At 42.5% G+C, this 18,605-nt stretch carries 13 protein-coding genes; 7 read left to right on the top strand and 6 right to left on the bottom strand.

Translation table 11 applies throughout. The features are described from left to right. Positions 1-274 precede the first annotated feature (274 nt). Positions 275-778, bottom strand: a complete 504-nt coding sequence (locus DW173_RS16075; protein WP_004315377.1) for an RNA polymerase sigma factor — start codon at positions 776-778, stop codon at positions 275-277. 258 nt (positions 779-1,036) lie between these two features. Here DW173_RS16075 and DW173_RS16070 point away from each other — a divergent pair, with 258 nt between their 5' ends. Further along, the gene (locus DW173_RS16070) at positions 1,037-1,855 is read left to right on the top strand and encodes a 1-acyl-sn-glycerol-3-phosphate acyltransferase (protein WP_008642784.1); all 819 of its coding nucleotides are present in this window, start codon (positions 1,037-1,039) and stop codon (positions 1,853-1,855) included. Between the two features lie 26 nt (positions 1,856-1,881). Continuing rightward, a complete protein-coding gene (locus tag DW173_RS16065; RefSeq protein ID WP_008024133.1) occupies positions 1,882-2,898 on the top strand; it encodes a GNAT family N-acetyltransferase in 1,017 nt (338 codons plus the stop codon). Here DW173_RS16065 and DW173_RS16060 read toward each other — a convergent pair. Continuing rightward, on the bottom strand, positions 2,870-4,216 hold the full coding sequence (locus DW173_RS16060; protein WP_055278601.1) for a deoxyguanosinetriphosphate triphosphohydrolase: 1,347 nt from the start codon (positions 4,214-4,216) through the stop codon (positions 2,870-2,872). The genes DW173_RS16065 and DW173_RS16060 overlap by 29 nt on opposite strands. A gap of 124 nt (positions 4,217-4,340) precedes the next feature. Between DW173_RS16060 and dut the strand changes: the two genes are divergently transcribed. From dut to DW173_RS16035, 5 genes are read left to right on the top strand one after another with little or no spacing between them, the layout of a single operon-like run. After that, entirely contained in the window at positions 4,341-4,772 is a 432-nt protein-coding gene (dut, locus tag DW173_RS16055) for a dUTP diphosphatase (protein ID WP_004309527.1), read from the top strand. Between the two features lie 24 nt (positions 4,773-4,796). Continuing rightward, positions 4,797-6,569 (top strand): tetratricopeptide repeat protein, encoded by a 1,773-nt coding sequence (locus tag DW173_RS16050; RefSeq protein ID WP_008024135.1) that lies wholly within the window; start codon positions 4,797-4,799, stop codon positions 6,567-6,569. After that, on the top strand, positions 6,566-7,144 hold the full coding sequence (locus DW173_RS16045; RefSeq protein ID WP_049701651.1) for a DUF4292 domain-containing protein: 579 nt from the start codon (positions 6,566-6,568) through the stop codon (positions 7,142-7,144). The genes DW173_RS16050 and DW173_RS16045 overlap by 4 nt, the downstream gene beginning before the upstream one ends. Continuing rightward, positions 7,141-8,442: a murein hydrolase activator EnvC family protein gene (locus DW173_RS16040; protein ID WP_120144768.1), complete on the top strand. Its 1,302-nt coding sequence runs from the start codon at positions 7,141-7,143 to the stop codon at positions 8,440-8,442. The genes DW173_RS16045 and DW173_RS16040 overlap by 4 nt, the downstream gene beginning before the upstream one ends. 20 nt (positions 8,443-8,462) lie before the next feature. Further along, entirely contained in the window at positions 8,463-12,479 is a 4,017-nt protein-coding gene (locus DW173_RS16035) for a two-component regulator propeller domain-containing protein (protein ID WP_120144767.1), read from the top strand. Between the two features lie 120 nt (positions 12,480-12,599). On the opposite strand, the gene DW173_RS16030 is transcribed toward DW173_RS16035, so the two are convergent. From DW173_RS16030 to DW173_RS16015, 4 genes are all read right to left on the bottom strand, one after another. After that, positions 12,600-14,285, bottom strand: coding sequence for an arylsulfatase (locus tag DW173_RS16030; RefSeq protein WP_120144766.1), 1,686 nt, complete (start codon positions 14,283-14,285; stop codon positions 12,600-12,602). 37 nt (positions 14,286-14,322) lie between these two features. After that, entirely contained in the window at positions 14,323-15,675 is a 1,353-nt protein-coding gene (locus DW173_RS16025) for a sulfatase (RefSeq protein ID WP_049701655.1), read from the bottom strand. A 243-nt stretch (positions 15,676-15,918) separates the two neighbouring features. Next, the gene (locus DW173_RS16020; protein ID WP_008024146.1) at positions 15,919-16,860 is read right to left on the bottom strand and encodes a hypothetical protein; all 942 of its coding nucleotides are present in this window, start codon (positions 16,858-16,860) and stop codon (positions 15,919-15,921) included. A gap of 34 nt (positions 16,861-16,894) precedes the next feature. Beyond that, positions 16,895-18,604 (bottom strand): RagB/SusD family nutrient uptake outer membrane protein, encoded by a 1,710-nt coding sequence (locus tag DW173_RS16015; protein ID WP_120144765.1) that lies wholly within the window; start codon positions 18,602-18,604, stop codon positions 16,895-16,897. Position 18,605: the final 1 nt, after the last annotated feature.

The following is an 18,605-nucleotide window of genomic DNA, read 5'->3' as shown; positions in this document are numbered from 1 at the left end:
AGGTGAATTTTAAATAATAGGGTAGTGAAGACTTCTTTTGATGCAATAGGAACTTGTACGACACCCGGGTCTCATCATACCTGACACCCGGGTGTCAGACCCATTGAGACCCGGGTGTTGTAGGTGTTGAGACCCGGGTGTCGTGCAACTAATCTTAGTAATAAAAGAAAAGGCAGAATATACCGGAGTATTTCTGCCTTTTAATCATTATCAAAACTAAAATCTGTATTAAAGAAGTATGTGATCCGAGATCACCAATTTATATAGTTAAGGTCTAGCGGAAGTCTTTCAATTCTTCCTGTAATTTCTGGCGCGTGAAGAAAATACGGCTCTTTACTGTGCCTAGCGGGAGGTTCAGTTTTTCCGCAATCTCACGGTATTTGAATCCTGAAACGTGCATGGCGAACGGAACTCTGTATTCTTTGGGGAGTTTGTTGACTACACGGTGCATCTCTTTCAGGTCGTATGCTCTTTCTGTACTTTCTGAACTTCCGTCCTGTGGTAAATTCAGATGATAAAGATTATCCGTCTGATCGACGAATGTCTGGTCGCGGACTACCTTGCGGTAGTTGTTTATAAATATGTTGCGCATGATGGTATACATCCATCCTTTGAAATTTGTATCAGGGGTATATTTATCTTCATTATCTAATGCTTTTAATGATGTCTCCTGCAACAAATCGTTTGCTTCTTCACGGTCAGTTGTCAGTTTATAAGCGAAGCGTAGTAATTCATCTTGTACTCCTACTAAATCTTTTCTGAAGCTTAAACTTTTCATATGTGTTGCTTTTTAAAGGTGAATATTCGTTTGTTATTTTCGATGTTGCAAGTTTACGTGAATTTCTGAAACCCGATAGGGGGAAATCCGACGTTTTTATGCCCGAAAACTATCCGCGGATAGTTTTTAGGTTGTTTTTGATAGTTTCTGGGTGGTATTTTTTTATCTTCTGAACTTAAATCCTGCATTTTCTACCAAATTATTGCGATTAATAAAAAAGAACCGTTAATTTTGTGCCATCATTTTTATTTGAAAAGAATGACTGATGACTCTTTATTTTTGATTGATGTCGATAAGATACTTCGGACAAAGGCTCCGAAGCATTATAAGTACATCCCTAAATTCGTGGTTTCTTATCTGAAGAAAATTGTTCATCAGGATGAAATTAATGTATTCCTGAATGAGTCGAAGGATAGATTGGGTGTGGACTTTCTGGAGGCATGTATGGGCTTTTTGGATGCGAAAGTGGACGTAAAAGGCATTGAGAATTTGCCTAAGGATGGATTGTATACTTTTGTGTCCAATCATCCGTTAGGCGGACAGGACGGTGTTGCGCTTGGTTATGTGTTGGGAAAGCACTATGACGGGAAAGTGAAATACCTGGTGAATGATTTGTTGATGAATCTACGCGGATTGGCTCCCCTTTGCATACCTATTAATAAAACCGGCAAACAGGCAAAAGACTTCCCGAAAATGGTGGAAGCCGGATTTCAGTCGGATGACCAGCTGATAATGTTCCCTGCCGGACTGTGTTCGCGTCGTCAGAATGGAGTCATTCGTGATCTGGAATGGAAAAAGACATTTGTAGTAAAGAGCATACAAGCAAAACGTGATGTAATACCCGTGCATTTCGGCGGTAGGAATTCTGATTTCTTCTACAACTTGGCAAATATTTGCAAGGCATTGGGTATCAAGTTTAACATCGCTATGTTGTATCTTGCGGATGAAATGTTTAAGAATCGCCACAAAACTTTTACTGTCACTTTTGGCAAACCCATACCCTGGCAGACTTTTGATAAATCGAAAACCCCTGCGCAGTGGGCTGAATACGTAAAGGATATTGTTTATAAACTGTAACTGATAGAACAACTATAACAAGGAATATGGAAGAGATTATTAAACCGGTAAGCAAAGAACTGCTGAAGGCAGAATTGACGGAAGACAAACGCTTACGAATGACGAATAAGAGTAATAATCAGATTTATATTATTACTCATCAGAATGCTCCTAATGTAATGAGAGAGATTGGTCGTTTGCGTGAAATAGCTTTCCGTGCTGCTGGTGGAGGAACAGGTCTGTCAATGGATATTGATGAATACGACACGATGGAACACCCCTATAAGCAGTTGATCGTATGGAATCCGGAAGCGGAAGAAATTCTGGGTGGTTACCGGTATCTGCTTGGTACGGACGTGCGTTTTGATGAAAAAGGCGCGCCAATTCTGGCTACTTCCCACATGTTTCATTTTTCTGATGCTTTTATTAAAGAATACCTGCCGCAGACAATTGAGCTGGGGCGTTCGTTTGTTACGCTTGAATATCAGTCTACCCGTGCCGGAAGCAAAGGATTGTTCGCTTTGGATAATCTGTGGGACGGGTTGGGAGCGTTGACCGTGGTTATGCCGAATGTGAAGTATTTCTTTGGCAAGGTGACCATGTATCCTAGCTACCATCGTCGTGGCCGTGATATGATTCTTCATTTCCTCAAGAAACATTTTTATGATAAAGAGAAACTTGTTACTCCGATTGAGCCTCTGCAACTTGAGACTTCCGAAGAAGAGTTGAACGCATTGTTCTGCAAGAGTACTTTTAAAGAGGACTATAAGATATTGAATTGTGAAATCCGTAAATTGGGCTATAATATTCCTCCGTTGGTAAATGCGTATATGAGCTTAAGCCCTACGATGCGTATGTTCGGAACAGCTGTCAATTACGAGTTCGGTGATGTGGAAGAAACCGGTATCCTGATTGCTGTAGACGAAATTCTTGAAGATAAACGAATTCGACACATCCAGACGTTTATTGAAAGCCATCCGGATGCGTTGAGATTGTCTTCTTGTGAAGGGAAAGAGGTTTTTACTCCTAAAGTGGTTACACCGCAGGCAGACTGTTCCCGTTAATTTTACGATAAAGATCAAGAGCAAAGACATCGGTCATTCCCGATATATAGTCAAGTACCGCCTGTATTCTTTCATAGAGTACAGGCGAATTTATATTGTATTGGCTGGATACCCGGTCGATCAGGAGTTTGGAATAAGCCTTTTCGGGTGAGGTCACGGCGTCTATCATCAATTCGAGTAAGGTACTGATGATGCGGAATCCCGCTAGCTCGATATCCAGTACGTCCCGTGAACGGTAGATTTTATTGATAGATACTTCGACGCTGTGTTTGTAGGCTGCTGCCGGACGTTCGGCTATGCGCTTGATTAGTGATCCTTCGAACGTGCCGGACAGTATTTCTTGTTCATGATCTAAAAAGACACGGGTACACTCCCGGATCAATAAACCGATGACGGAAGAACGCAGGTAGGCGATTTGCTCGTTGACATCATTGACAATCAGGAATGTTTTACGGAGATGTTCCTGCCGCTCTTCGCTGAAATAGGTCATTAATAGTTCTTTGGTTTCTTCAGTGGTGAGAATCTTCAGCTTATATGCGTCCTCAATATCCATCATCTGGTAGCAAATATCGTCTGCCGCTTCCACTAAATAGACTAGTGGGTGGCGTGCATACTTCAAAGGATGCTCGTTGAGCAAGGTCAGTCCTAATTCAGTTGCTATTTTTTGGAAACTTTCTTCTTCGCTGACGAAGAATCCAAACTTCGATTTGCTTCCTGCAAGGCTCGATGAAAAGGGATATTTCACGATAGAAGCCAGAGTGGTATATGTCAGGACGAATCCGCCTTTGCGACGTCCTTCAAACTGGTGTGTCAGTATTCGGAACGCATTTGCATTTCCTTCAAAATGTGTCAAATCTTCCCATTCCATCGGAGAAAGTTGCTCGCCGTTCGGCTGCTTTTCTTTCAGGCGAACTCCTTTCCCTTCAGAGAAAAAAGTAGAAATAGCCTTTTCACCTGAATGACCGAAGGGTGGATTTCCCAAATCGTGTGCCAGGCAAGCGGCCGAGACGATAGAACCGATCTCCGGCAGGAAAGAATCTTGAAGTTCCGGATGACGTTCCAGAAGTGCTTTGGCAACATCGTCCCCGAGTGAACGGCCAACGCTGGCTACTTCGAGACTGTGCGTAAGTCGGTTGTGTACAAAAACGCTGCCCGGAAGAGGGAATACTTGCGTCTTGTTCTGTAATCTGCGGAAAGGAGCCGAAAAAATGAGACGGTCATAGTCCCGTTGGAATTCGGATCGGTTTTCCTGTCGTTCTTCATGGAATTCTTCCATCCCGAAACGTTTCGCTGATATTAGTTGTTTCCAATTCATCATTTTATTTACGATTTGACTATTTACTATTTACAATTTAGGGAACGGTACATTATTTAACTGCAAACTTAACTATTTTTCAGTTCAAAATGTGTATTTTCGCCCGTTAAATAGTAAACATGCATTTATGAATATTCAAGTTATCAATAAATCGAAGCATCCGCTTCCGGCTTATGCCACCGAATTGTCCGCAGGAATGGATATCCGTGCTAATCTTTCTGAACCTATCACACTGGAACCGTTGCAACGTTGTCTGGTGCCGACAGGATTGTATATCGCTCTGCCGAAGGGATTTGAGGCGCAAGTTCGTCCACGTAGCGGACTGGCGATAAAGAAAGGTATCACAGTACTTAATTCTCCGGGTACGATTGATGCGGATTATCGTGGAGAAGTTTGTGTCATTTTAGTCAATCTCTCGTCCGAGGCTTTTGTTATTGAAGATGGCGAACGTATCGCGCAGATGGTGATAGCAAAGCACGAACAGCCTGTATGGCAGGAAGTGGAGGTGCTGGATGAAACGGAACGCGGAGCCGGTGGCTTCGGACATACCGGAGTATGATGAATGCTTAATCGAAAAAATAGAATGAAGATAAAAATAGGATGGCTGTTCGTGACGGTGTTAGTGCTCACTTCGTGTGGGGGAACCCGTTCTATGCGTACAGCAAAAACAGCAGTGAAGGCAGATGCATCCTTTTCGGTAAAAGAATCATTGCTTCCTGCTGAACAACAGCGTAAATATGACTACTTCTTTTTGGAAGCCATGCGGATGAAAGAAAAGAATGAGTATGATGCGGCATTTGGATTGTTACAGCATTGTCTGGATATCAATCCGAATGCTTCTTCGGCGCTTTATGAAATATCGCAGTATTATATGTTCCTCCGCCAGGTGCCGCAAGGTCAGGCGGCTTTGGAGCAGGCGGTGGCTTTTGCTCCTGATAATTTCTGGTATAGCCAGGGGCTGGTCAGCCTGTATCAGCAACAGAACGAGTTGGATAAGGCTGTAACGTTGCTTGAGAAAATGGTAACCCGTTTCCCGTCAAAGCAGGAGCCTTTGTTCAGTCTTCTTGATATTTACAGTCGTCAGGAGAAATATAATGATGTCATTTCTACATTGAACCGTTTAGAGAAACGCTTGGGTAAGAATGAGCAGCTTTCTATGGAGAAATTCCGTATTTATCTTCAGATGAAAGATGATAAGAAGGCATTTCAGGAAATAGAAAGTCTGGTACAGGAATATCCGATGGATATGCGTTATCAGGTGATATTGGGAGATGTGTATCTTCAGAATGGAAAAAAACAGGAAGCATACGATGCATATCAGAAGGTCCTGGCGGTAGAGCCTGACAATCCGATGGCTCTTTTTTCAATGGCTTCTTATTATGAACAGACCGGACAGAAAGAGTTGTATCAACAGCAGTTGGATACTTTATTGCTGAATAAGAAGGTGACTTCCGATACCAAAATCAGTGTTATGAGACAGGTGATTGTGGAAAACGAACAGTCGTCTGCCAAAGATAGCACTCAAGTGATTGCCTTGTTCGACCGGATGATGAAGCAGGATATAGATGATCCGCAGATTCCGATGCTTTATTCTCAATATCTGTTGTCGAAGAATATGGAACAAGAGGCTGTGCCGGTATTGGAGCAGGTGGTTGATCTGGACCCTACCAATAAGGCTGCCCGATTGATGCTGGTTAGTGCGGCGGTGAAGAAGGAAGACTACAAGCAAATTATCAAAGTCTGTGAACCGGGTATTGAAGCCACTCCCGATGCGTTGGAACTTTATTATTATCTGGCTATTGCTTATCATCAGGCAGAACAGACGGATAGTGTATTGAGTGTTTGCAGCAGGGCATTGGAACATGTAACTGCCGATACCAGAAAAGAAGTCATTTCGGATTTCTATTCAATCATGGGAGACATTTATCATACCAAGAAACAGATGGCGGAGGCATACGCTGCTTACGATTCGTCTTTGGTGTACAATCCTTCCAATATTGGAGCATTGAACAATTATGCTTATTATCTGTCTGTGGAACGTCGTGACTTGGACAAGGCGGAGGAGATGAGTTATAAAACGGTGAAAGCCGAACCTAATAATTCGACCTATCTCGATACTTATGCATGGATTCTTTTTGAAAAGGGAAACTATGCCGAAGCCCGTATCTATATTGACAATGCAATGAAGAACGACGGCGAGAAGAGCGATGTGATTGTGGAGCATTGCGGAGATATTTATTTTATGACCGGCGATGTGGAAGGTGCGTTGAAATATTGGAAGAAGGCACTGGAAATGGGTAGCGAGTCGAAAACGTTGAAACAGAAAATAGAGAAGAAGAAATATATTGCGGAATGAAAAGAATCATTTATCTACTGTTGTTGGTGGTATTGGTGTTGGCCGGCTGTAAGAGTTCGAAGCACTTGGCAACTTCGGAAACTAAGACTTCAACAAAGGCTCCGACATCCAGTTACCTGGCTTCCAAGCTTCAGTTGACTATTCCCGGCAAGAAGGGAAGTATGTCTGTAGGGGGAACCATGAAGATGAAAACTCATGAGCGGGTACAAATCTCCTTATTGATGCCTATTCTGCGTACGGAAGTGGCACGTATAGAAGTTACTCCCGATGAAGTTTTGTTGGTAGACAGGATGAATAAACGCTTTGTTCGTGCCACTAAAGCTGAATTGAAAAATGTATTGTCGAAGAATGTGGAGTTTTCCCGTTTGGAAAAGATATTGATGGATGCCTCTCTTCCTGGTGGAAAGACAGAACTGACAGGAAAAGATATAGGAATTCCTTCATTAGAAAAGGCTAAAGTCCAACTTTATGAGTTTTCCACACAAGAGTTTTCAATGACTCCGACGGAACTGACGTCCAAATACAACCAGATTCCCTTGGAAGAATTAGTAAAAATGCTGGTAGCTTTATTATGATGAAACGTTTCTTTGTTATTCTAATCAGTTGCCTTTGGTTGGCAGTTCCTCTTTTCGCTCAATCGAACAAGTTGATTCGTGAGCTGGAAAGTAAACGCGGTGCGCTGCAAAAACAGATTGCCGAATCGGAATCTATATTGAAGGATACAAAGAAAGATGTGGGAAGTCAGTTGAATAGTCTGGCTGTGTTGACCGGACAGATTGAAGAGCGGAAACGCTATATCATGGCTATCAACAATGATGTGGAGGCTATCCAGCGTGAGTTGGCTTCATTGGAGCGCCAGTTGCACGGGTTGGAGAAGGATTTGAAAGATAAAAAGAAGAAATATGAAGCTTCTGTCCAGTACTTGTATAAGAATAAGTCGATAGAGGAGAAGCTCATGTTTATTTTTTCGGCAAAAAATCTGGGGCAGACTTATCGGCGTATGCGATATGTTCGTGAATATGCCACTTATCAACGTCTGCAAGGGGAAGAAATCCTAAAGAAACAGGAGCAGATACGCAAGAAGAAAGCGGAACTGCAACAGGTGAAAGCTGCCAAGGAGAACCTGTTGCAAGAACGTGAGAGCGAAAAGGTGAAGTTGGAAGAGCAGGAAAAAGAGAAACGCACGTTGGTGACTAATCTGCAAAAGAAGCAGAAAGGATTGCAGAATGAGATAAATAAAAAACGCAGGGAAGCCAATCAGCTGAATGCCCGCATCGATAAATTAATTGCGGAAGAAATAGAGCGTGCCCGTAAGCGTGCGCAGGAAGAGGCTCGTCGTGAAGCGGCTGCCCGTAAGAAAGAAGAAAGCAAGGAGGGAAAATCTGTTGCAACGGAAACGACCGCTAAATCGAAACCTCTTGAGGCTTATACCATGAGTAAGGCGGATCGGGAATTATCGGGTAACTTTGCCGCGAATCGCGGGAAATTGCCAATGCCTATATCCGGCGCTTATATTATCACCAGCCGTTACGGACAATATGCCGTAGAGGGGTTGCGCAACGTGAAACTGGATAACAAGGGTATTGATATTCAGGGAAAACCGGGTGCACAGGCGCGTGCCATTTTTGATGGAAAGGTGGCGGCTGTATTCCAATTGAACGGATTATTTAATGTCCTCATTCGTCATGGCAATTATATTTCTGTTTATTGCAATCTTTCTTCTGCATCCGTCAAAGCCGGTGATACGGTGAAGACGAAGCAATCCATCGGTCAGGTCTTTTCTGACGGTACGGATAATGGACGGACGGTATTGCACTTCCAGTTGCGTAGGGAGAAAGAAAAGTTGAATCCTGAACCTTGGCTGAACCGATAATTGAATAAAAAACACGTAGAATGAAGTTAACTAAAATACTAATATGCTTGCTGATCTTCTGGACCGGAACACTATCCGCGTCTCCTTATTTTTCGTTCAAGAAATATCAGGTAGAAGATGGATTGTCTCATAATACCGTGTGGTGCGCCCTTCAAGATAGTTATGGCTTTATCTGGCTGGGCACCAGTGACGGACTGAACCGTTATGACGGGCGGGGCAATAAAGTGTACCGGAATGTTCTCAACGAAAAGTTCTCATTAGAAAACAATTTTGTAGAAGCCTTGATAGAGGTGGACAAGAATCTCTGGGTTGGAACAAACTCCGGACTTTATATTTATGACCGGGATACCGATCGTTTCTCTTACTTTGATAAAACGACGCAGTATAATGTGTATATCAGCAGTGAGATTAAAAAGATTATCAAGACGGAAAATGGTCTTATCTGGATTGCGACTTTGGGACAGGGATTTTTTATTTATGATCCGAAAACAGAGGTGCTGACTCAAAATAGTGTTCAGACGTCTTTTGTATGGGACCTCTGTCAGAGCGCTGATCGGAAGAGGGTCTATATATCTTCCTTACAGGAAGGACTTTTGTGCTTTGACGAAAACGGCAAGTTTCTCCGGACGTATGAAATCTCATTGGATATAAATGCTTCCGATAGTTATAAAGTGAACTGTATTCAGAATATCGATGGAGATATTTGGATTGGTGCGGGAAGTAATCTGTTGAGCCGTTTGGATGAACGAACTGAAGCTATAGACAATTACAGTGGTTCGGCGTTTAATTTCGGAGCTGTTCATTGTTTGTTGAAGTATACGGATAAAGAGCTGTTGGTAGGAACGGATAACGGGCTTTATCTGTTCGATCAAAATACAAACACATTTCAGCGGGCGGATAATCCCGCCGATCCGAGAAGTTTGAGCGACCAGACTATCAATGGAATGATGTGGGATGCCGAAGGGGCTCTTTGGGTGTTGACCAATTTGGGTGGGATCAACTATATGTCCAAGCAGACTAAACGTTTTGATTATTATTCGCCTGCCTATCTGTCCGGAGTGCCGGGAGCGGGGGAGGTCGTTGCGCCTTTCTGTGAGAATAAAGATGGGAATATCTGGATTGGAACTCAAAGCGGTTTGTATTTCTTCAATGTTGCCACCCGGGAACTTTCTCCTTATGCAATAGGAGGAGCTGAAAATCAAAAGTATGACATCCGTTCTTTAATGCTGGATGGCGACTATTTATGGATCGGTACTTATGCCGGAGGAATACGGGTTATCAATTTACGCACAGGGGCAGTGAAAGCCTATACTCATTCTCGTGGAATTCCCAATACGATTTGTAGCAACGATGTGTTGTGTATTTATAAAGGACGAAAAGGACAAATTTATGTAGGAACGAGTTGGGGATTGTGTTGTTATGACCCGGTTCGAGATAACTTTATGACCATCACAAGCATCGGTTCAATGGTTTCTGTTGTCGATATCTATGAGGATATGTACAATCATCTCTGGATTGCGACTTCCAATAGTGGTGTGTTTTCTTACAATACAATGAATGCTCATTGGAAACATTATCAGCATGAACGGGAAGACTCGACTACGATCACCAGTAATTCGGTCATTACTTTATTTGAAGATGCGAAAGGAACCATGTGGTTTGGAACGAATGGGGGAGGACTGTGTTCTTTTGATGCTAAAGAGAAAAGATTCATTGAGTTTGATCCGCATAATACTTTATTACCTAACAAGGTTATTTATGCGATTGAGCAAGATCAGGGAGGTGATTTCTGGGTATCCAGTAATGCCGGAATCTTTAAGATTAATCCTGTTACCAAAGATCATTTCCGCCAGTTCACGATTAATGACGGCTTGCAAGGGAATCAGTTTATAGCTCGATCTTCATTGAAATCATCCGAAGGAAAATTGTATTTTGGTGGGATCAACGGCTTTAATGTATTTCAGCCGGAACAGTTTGTAGATAACAAATATATTCCTCCGGTTTATGTGACCGATATCCGGTTGCCTTATCAAACCGACGAGCAGGAGGTGAAGAAACTGCTTCAGTTGGATAAACCGCTTTATATGGCTGATAAGGTGACTTTATCTTATGAAAACAATAGTTTCTCCATCCGTTTTGTCGCTCTTAGTTTTGAAGATCCGGGGAAGAACCGGTATTCTTACATACTTCGGGGAGTGGACAAGGAGTGGATTCTGAATACTGATAATAATATGGCTTCTTACACCAATTTACCTCCCGGTGAGTATCTGTTCGAAGTCAGAGGCTCTAATAATGATCGCCAGTGGAATGAGAATACTATCACTTTAAAGGTGGTGATTACTCCTCCCTGGTGGCGTAGTACCTTTGCTTACTTCGTTTATGTCCTCATGCTGTTGGGATGGATCGGTTGGATGGCTTGGCGATGGAATCTCCGTGTTAAACGCAAATATAAGCGGCGGATGGAAAAATATCAGATTACCAAGGAACAGGAAGTTTACAAGTCGAAGATTAGCTTTTTCATCAATCTGGTGCATGAAATACGTACTCCGCTTAGTTTGATACGGCTTCCTTTGGAAAAATTATTGGAGAAAGAACGTGAAGGAAAAGATCTCAAGTATTTGTCTGTGATAGATAAGAATGTAAATTATCTGCTGGGGATTACTAATGAATTGCTTGATTTTCAGAAAATGGAGAGTGGTACGCTGCATCTGAATTTGAAAAAGAGTGATATTAAAGAACTTGTCAGTGACGTTTATAATCAGTTTACAAGTCCTGCTGAATTAAAAGGTATTGATTTGCAACTGATCGTGCCCGAACAAGAGCTGGTGTCTACGGTGGATAGGGACAAATTAAGTAAGATTCTTGTCAATCTGATGGGAAATGCCATCAAATATGCGCATGCGCGTATTGACTTGAAGCTGCTTGTCACTGATGGGGGATATGAGATACAAGTGAACGATGATGGTCCTGGAATACCAAATGAACAGAAACAAAAGATATTTGAGGCTTTCTATCAACTGCCTGACGATAAGGTGGCCACAGCAGTAGGCACTGGCATCGGATTGGCTTTTGCGAAGTCTTTGGCAGAAGCTCATCAGGGAGATTTGCGTCTGGAAGATAATATTGGAGGTGGTTCTTCGTTTATACTGTCTCTTCCGGTCAAAGAGTGGGAGACGGAAAAAACGAGCGATATTGTAGAAATATCCCCGGAGCATGCGGATGCTTCTGAAACGATTTCTTCGGAGTATGCTGGAAAGAAGTTCACAGTTCTGTTGGTTGAGGATAATGTTGATTTGCTGAATCTGACTCGTGAGTCATTGGCAGAGTGGTTCCGTGTGTTGAGGGCTTCTAACGGTCGTGAAGCACTTGAAGTGCTTGCGAAGGAAAATGTGGATGTGATAGTGAGTGACGTAATGATGCCGGAGATGGATGGGCTGGAACTTTGCAGCAAGGTGAAGTCTGAAATCTCTTATTCACATATTCCGGTTATTTTGTTGACGGCGAAAACCACTTTGGAGTCTAAAGTCGAAGGACTTGAATGTGGAGCGGATGTATATGTTGAGAAACCATTCTCTGTTAAACAGCTCCGTATGCAGATCGAGAATCTGTTGAAGTTGAGGCAGTCTTTCCATAAGTTAATGGTGAATCTGGCTGGAGATACGGTTGCTGTTTCAACAACGGACTTTGCGATGTCTCAAAAGGATTGTGAGTTTATAGCTAAGATACAGGGAGTGATAGCCGAACAGTTAGCAGATGAGAACTTCTCGATAGATACCCTGTCTGAACAGATGAATATGAGTCGTTCTAATTTCTATCGGAAGATAAAGGCTTTGTCCGGAATGTCTCCTAATGATTATTTGAAGACACTTCGTATGAATAGAGCTGCTGAACTGATAATGGGCGGTACCCGTATTTCAGAAGTGGCAGTGCAGGTAGGATTTACTTCTTCTTCTTATTTTGCGAAATGTTTTAAAGCGCAATATGGTGTACTGCCTAAGGAATATACAGGTCAGCCTCCGATTTCAGGTGAGGCTTGATAAAGAAGGGATAAAAGCATATAAAAAAACTCCTGTCGTGCAATATCATTGGATATTTTCCGACAGGAGTCAAATATAAAATAATTAATCGAGTACTCTTTCTTATTAATTGAGTAGGCTTTATTTCTTTTTTTGTCCCGGGTAAGGTTCTACCATGCAACGTTTAGCCCATGCTTCGTAAGCCTTTGTCATTTCAGCTACTTTTTCAGGGTATTGTGCTGCCAGATTATGCATTTCGCTTCGGTCTTCATTCAGGTTGTATAATTCCCATTTAGCTTTTTCTCCCGGACGAACCAGTTTCCAACCGTCATTAGAGAGGAATGCACGTTCATTGTAATGTTCGAATCCAAGATAGTCATGTCCTTCACGATGTCCGGTCTTGAAGATAGGAACCAAGCTCTTACCTTCCAATGGGATGATGTCGTTTCCTTTATATTTGGTAGGATAAGTGGCGCCTGCCATATCGATACAAGTAGCCATGATGTCCATCACATGTCCGATTTCAGGGGTCATCTTGCCGACATTCTTCTTGATGCCTTTCGGCCAGTGAGCAATCATCGGAGTACAGATACCTCCTTCATAAGATTTGGCTTTCCAGAAACGGAACGGTGTATTGGCTACGTTTGCCCAGCGTGCTCCCAGTGAAGCGTATGTGGTTTCCGGGCCAGGCAGCACTTCTTTGTTATGAGGATAAACCATTTTCTCCCCTTTACGTGTCATATCAGGACGGTCATTTTCTCCGGGAGAGTAGTTCTGACAATCTTCATTGCTGCATCCATTGTCGGAAAGGAATAAAATCAGTGTATTTTCAAGTTGTCCTGTCTTTTCCAGAGCATCGATTACTTGTCCTATTCCCTGGTCCATACGGTCGATCATGGCAGCATGAACAGCCATAGCACGAGCATCCCATTCAGCATGTGGGTTATCTTCCCATTTATCTTTGAACTGTCTATCAGACAGGAAATTATCCATGTTAGGGAATATACCAAGCTGTTTCTGACGTTCGTAACGGGCGTTACGGATAGCTTCCCAGCCTACTTTATAGGTGTCCTTATATTTTTCAATATCTTCCGGCAGTGCATGCAATGGCCAGTGTGGTGCTGTGTAAGCCAGGTACATAAAGAATGGTTTATCGTCTTTGGCATACTCTTTCACTTCTTTCACTGCACGGTCTGAAAGCGCCTGTGTGATGTAATATCCGTCGGGTACTTCTTTCACGGGTACTTCACCTTCTACCAGACTGAATGGGTCAAAATAGTCTACTACTCCGTAGATAGTACCATAGTGGTTATCAAATCCGCGATTCACCGGATAATGACAAAGATCAGAATAGGTTTCGTGGTATACGTGATGTGCGAGCCATTCGCGTTGGTCTTTGCGTAGTGGAGTTTCTGCGATGTGCCATTTACCTACCATGCTGGTAGCATATCCTGATTCTTTCAATACCTCTGCGATGGTAACGGCATTGCGTGAGAGTGTTCCCCGGTAACCCGGCAGGTGGTCATCGAAGGTCATACGTCCGATTCCTGCCTGATGTTGATAAAGTCCTGTCAACAGGGAAGCACGCGTCGGACAACTCCGGCTGGTGTTATAGAAATGATTGAAACGTACTCCTTGTTTTGCCAGTTTGTCCAGATTAGGTGTGTGGATTTCACTACCGTAGCATCCCAGGTCGGAATAGCCTAGGTCATCTGCAAGAATTACCAGGATATTGGGTCTTTGATCGGACTTTTTTCCTTTGGCCTCTGCTGCAGAATGTCCAGCAACCATCAAGGCGGTTGGTAATAGTAAAAATTTAGAATTCATAAGTTTAATGTTGGTTTATAATTTGTTTTTCACTGTATTACTCTTTTCCTTTGTCTTTGTTTTCCTCAAACCATTTACATACTTTCTTGCTCAACTTGGCAACCAAATCAGGATGCTCATTTGCGATATTATTCTTTTCGAACTTATCCTTTTCCATATCATATAGTTGTGCATCGCTTCCGTCACCGTTTACTAATAATTTCCATTTTCCACTGCGTATAGCTAAATGGGGGCTTCTGTCATAAGGGTTTCCTGGAAAGCCAAAATGTTTGTTTCGTCCGAAGTCCCACATTAAATCAGTCTTGCGTTTAGCTTCCGATTTACCGAGAAGAACTTTTGCATAGTTCTGCCCATCACCTTTATAGCCTTTTTCTGTTTTGATTCCGGCTACTGAACAGAGAGTCGGATATAAATCTACAGCACATAACACAGACTCGTTATTTACCTGTCCGGCTTTAATTTTCTTGGGGTATCTGATGATGAAAGGCATACGAATACCACCTTCATAAAGACTATTTTTAGTTCCTCTCAAATAAGCGGAACGTACAGACTTAAAGCTGGGTGCAGGGCCATTGTCGCTAGTGAAAATAATGATTGTGTTTTCCGCCAGCCCCATATCATCCAGTGCTTTGATAAAACGTCCAAGCTGTTTGTCCATTTCAGCAAGGACGGGAGCAAATGCTTCTTGTGTTTCCCAGCTTTTTCTTTCCTTTTGTTTGAATTCCGGTACCCAAGGGGTATGCATATCATCCGGCCATAGATTCAGGAAAAAAGGTTCGCCTTTATGCTTTTTTACAAACTCAATGCTCTTATCTACAAAGTATTCCGTTCGTCTCCAGCGTTTCACGCTGTCTTTATCCGACCAGATCCATTTGGTAGCAGTGATTGCTGGTTCCGGGTCCGGGCTTTCGTAGGTTGATATGTATTCGTCAAAACCGTAATTCTTAATAGAAGGAGCGTTATGTACGTCGCGTCCGCCTCCCATGTGCCATTTTCCGATGTGTCCTGTTGAGTAACCTGCATTTTGGAAAGCACGTGCCATGGAGGGTAACTTATCATCAAGGAAATTACGTTGTTCGCATCTCTTATTAGCAGCTTTGTCGTTCAGGAAAGTGTTGATTCCCACTTCAAGAGGAAAGAGACCTGTGGTCAATCCACAGCGAGACGGAGAACTAACCGGCGCAGAAGAATAATACTGGTTGAATAATAACCCGTCTTGTGCTAGCCTGTCAATATTAGGTGTAGGAGCGAATTTGCCTCCATAACAACCTATGTCACCGATACCCATATCATCGATATAGATAATTACTACATTAGGTTTTGTTTCTGCTTGTGTGTTAGCAATGGGGAGTAAGGCTCCCAGCCAGGGTAAATGTTTTTTCAGATTCATAATTATTGTGATTTAATTAACTTTAGTTTTTCATGATGACTTTTCGCAAAAGTAGGGAAGATATCAGAGAAGGAAGGAAAAATACTAATCAATAAAGGAAAAAAAATGGTAGAATGATAGATTTCTTCTTTCTTCTATTGAGAAAACACGAATAGAGAAGCTCGTAGAAACCGAAAACTTCTCTATTCTTCTAATTATTCTATGATAATACGATCATTGGAGAAAGTATCTTGAATGGGAGCTTTACTTCGCCACGGTTTTAGTCAGTAATTGTACCCATGAGTATTTAGTGTTTTCTACCCAATTATCCGGTGAGACTTCGATAGTACCAGTTTTTGCTGTTATTTTTTGTATGTAAATCAATCCTTTCTTTCCATTGGCAGTTTTGAACAGGTAAACTTTATCTGCCTGAATAGCTAAGACTTCGGAGGTTGGATCTGCCAGATTTTCTATCGGAGTTGCATCTACTTGGGAGATTGCATTAAATTCTGCTTGTGATAAAGAGGTTTCAGCAAATAATGTGTGTTGTAAACCATTAATTGTCATCAAACCATACTCACTTCTTTTAGCAGGTGAAACAAGAGCAGGTACTGCTTCACTTCCCGGAGACAAGATAACATCTCCGAGTGAGAAATCTACTTCGTTTGCATATTTCATGGCATCAGCAGCCATATAGGTGCGTCCAAGAAGCCATGTTGCATAGTAACAACCATAATAAGCCGAAGCTGTCTCTACTATTTCTCCATCTTTTCCATAATCCGGATCGGAGAATAAAACGGAAGGAGTAATCTCTACCAATAACTTACGTTGGTAAGTATTACCGTCGGTACCTAAAACGACTACTGTAATACAGGCATTCTCTTTTAAAGAAGTAAACTTGTAAGTTGTCTCGTAATTAGCGGTTCCGTCTTCAAATGACCGGGCAGTTTCTTCTATCAGGCTCCCTTGTATTCCAGTCTTGGAGTCTGCCTGATAAATTTCAAAACTCATGATCTCTCCCTGAACTTTAACAGTTGCTGTGTATTCTGCAACTCCTTTCTCTAATGACACTCTATTGTTTTGATCGACACCTGTAAATTCAATCTTGACAGGTGCTTCATAATCAACTTCATATTTATCTGCACAACCGAATAATCCAAATAAACTGATTGACAGAATTAATGCAATTATACTATTTGTTTTCATGACTTTATTTTTTTAAGTAAACATTCTATTTAGATTAGTATCCTGGATTCTGGTAGATATTCGGGCAGTTATTAACTTCATCCTGTGGTATTGGAGCCAAGTTCATGCGCTCGTTATAATTACGTGTGTCTAAAGTTACCCGTTGATATTCACCGTTAATTTTCTTTATTCCGACAGCCGGTAACCTCATTACATCTTTTGCTATCAGCCATCTTCTTATATCAAAGAATCGATGATCTTCAAAACAAAGTTCTACACGGCGTTCTTTGCGTATGCGTTCCCGAAGGGTTGCCTGATTATAATCTGCGGCCAGTAAGTCTGTCGTGATACCGGCACGACGACGTATCCTGTTAAGCTGGGCTATTGCTTTTTCTCTGGCTGTATTCGTATCTTCAGCCTCATTCTCGGCTTCTGCATAATCGAGCAGGATTTCTGCATATCTCATCATTGGAAAGTCCATGTAAGTGGTACCACCTTTTCGATGATCGATACGGTCATCCAGGAACTTTGTCAGGAAGTATCCGCTTCCCCATCTATATGATTTTGACAGGTCTATTGCAGCTGGCTTACCGTTGACTAAAGGCCAGGTAGCACCATCACATAGAATACTCTGCGCCAAACGAGGATCCCTGTTAGCATAAGGAGAATTTACATTGTAACCGGAGTTTGGGTTGATGATGGCTTTCGTATTTGATTCATAACCGAGAATGGGCTGTGAGCCGTCGAGCATATCATAACAGTCTACCAGCCATTGGTTCGGACAAGTCAGTAGTTCTTTATTTACGTTCCAGGGGTCAAAGGCAGGCATCATTCCGTAAAGGTCATTTGCCGGTGCACGGAGAAATCCCATGATTACCTCACCATTGGCACGGGTATTGAATAATCGTGTGTAGCTCTTTTCGGGAGTGGTCGGATCTTCATATAAACGATAGAAATCTCCATTGTCAGCATATTCAATCATATCGTAGGCAGCATCAGCCGCTTCTCTCCAAGTTACTCCGGACGCATTGTGTAAGGGACTTGCTGCATAAAGTAATGTGCGTGCCAGATAGCCTAGGGCTGCTCCCCGGGTAGCTCTTCCGTAATCTGCTGCATCGTATTTGTCGGGCAATACTCCCGGCTCTGCAAGTTCTTTGAATTCATTAGCAATCCAACGGACTGTGGTTTCTAACGATTCACGTTTGATTTCGTCATAAAGTAACGGATCGAGTTCTTTGTCTCCGATTACTAATGCTCCGTAGAAACGAAACAGTTCGTGGTGATACAATGCACGCAGAAAGCGTACTTGGTTTTTCAGGGAAATCTTCTCTGCATCCTCCAATGGTGAACGGTCTACGTTGTTCAGGAATGTGTTTGCAGAACGGATGGCCTTATAGTAAAATGTCCATGGATGGTCACTGCCAATCAAACCTTTGGAAGCATCAATTCCCCCTTTGATAAATTTCTCGAGTTCGGGAATAACTGCCCCTCCGGCACGGGTTGTATTTCCGGCTCCATCGTCTGTTGCGTTGTCAAGCATGCAAGGTGAACCACCAATGTTTGCCAAAAAACCAAAACTGCCAAGGCGGTCTCTTCCCATGCGCATACGTGCATACAAGTCGTATGCAACTTTGCGGGTCAATGTGATGTCCGAATAAACTTTCTCTGTATCCGTAAGATCCAGTTCGGTTTCTTTCATCAGGCTATCTGCACTACAACTGGCAAGCAGAACAGCCGTTACAAAGGATATAAATAGTTTTCTCATA

It is taken from the genome of Bacteroides sp. AM16-13 (genome assembly GCF_003602705.1).
Taxonomy (GTDB): domain Bacteria; phylum Bacteroidota; class Bacteroidia; order Bacteroidales; family Bacteroidaceae; genus Bacteroides; species Bacteroides xylanisolvens.
This window is presented reverse-complemented; position numbering and strand designations above follow the sequence as displayed.

Coding starts and splice junctions, on each gene's coding strand:
- DW173_RS16075 (WP_004315377.1), bottom strand. CDS start 778: ATGAAAAGTTTAAGCTTCAGAAAAGATTTAGTAGGAGTACAAGATGAA.
- DW173_RS16070 (WP_008642784.1), top strand. CDS start 1,037: ATGACTGATGACTCTTTATTTTTGATTGATGTCGATAAGATACTTCGG.
- DW173_RS16065 (WP_008024133.1), top strand. CDS start 1,882: ATGGAAGAGATTATTAAACCGGTAAGCAAAGAACTGCTGAAGGCAGAA.
- DW173_RS16060 (WP_055278601.1), bottom strand. CDS start 4,216: ATGATGAATTGGAAACAACTAATATCAGCGAAACGTTTCGGGATGGAA.
- dut (WP_004309527.1), top strand. CDS start 4,341: ATGAATATTCAAGTTATCAATAAATCGAAGCATCCGCTTCCGGCTTAT.
- DW173_RS16050 (WP_008024135.1), top strand. CDS start 4,797: ATGAAGATAAAAATAGGATGGCTGTTCGTGACGGTGTTAGTGCTCACT.
- DW173_RS16045 (WP_049701651.1), top strand. CDS start 6,566: ATGAAAAGAATCATTTATCTACTGTTGTTGGTGGTATTGGTGTTGGCC.
- DW173_RS16040 (WP_120144768.1), top strand. CDS start 7,141: ATGATGAAACGTTTCTTTGTTATTCTAATCAGTTGCCTTTGGTTGGCA.
- DW173_RS16035 (WP_120144767.1), top strand. CDS start 8,463: ATGAAGTTAACTAAAATACTAATATGCTTGCTGATCTTCTGGACCGGA.
- DW173_RS16030 (WP_120144766.1), bottom strand. CDS start 14,285: ATGAATTCTAAATTTTTACTATTACCAACCGCCTTGATGGTTGCTGGA.
- DW173_RS16025 (WP_049701655.1), bottom strand. CDS start 15,675: ATGAATCTGAAAAAACATTTACCCTGGCTGGGAGCCTTACTCCCCATT.
- DW173_RS16020 (WP_008024146.1), bottom strand. CDS start 16,860: ATGAAAACAAATAGTATAATTGCATTAATTCTGTCAATCAGTTTATTT.
- DW173_RS16015 (WP_120144765.1), bottom strand. CDS start 18,604: ATGAGAAAACTATTTATATCCTTTGTAACGGCTGTTCTGCTTGCCAGT.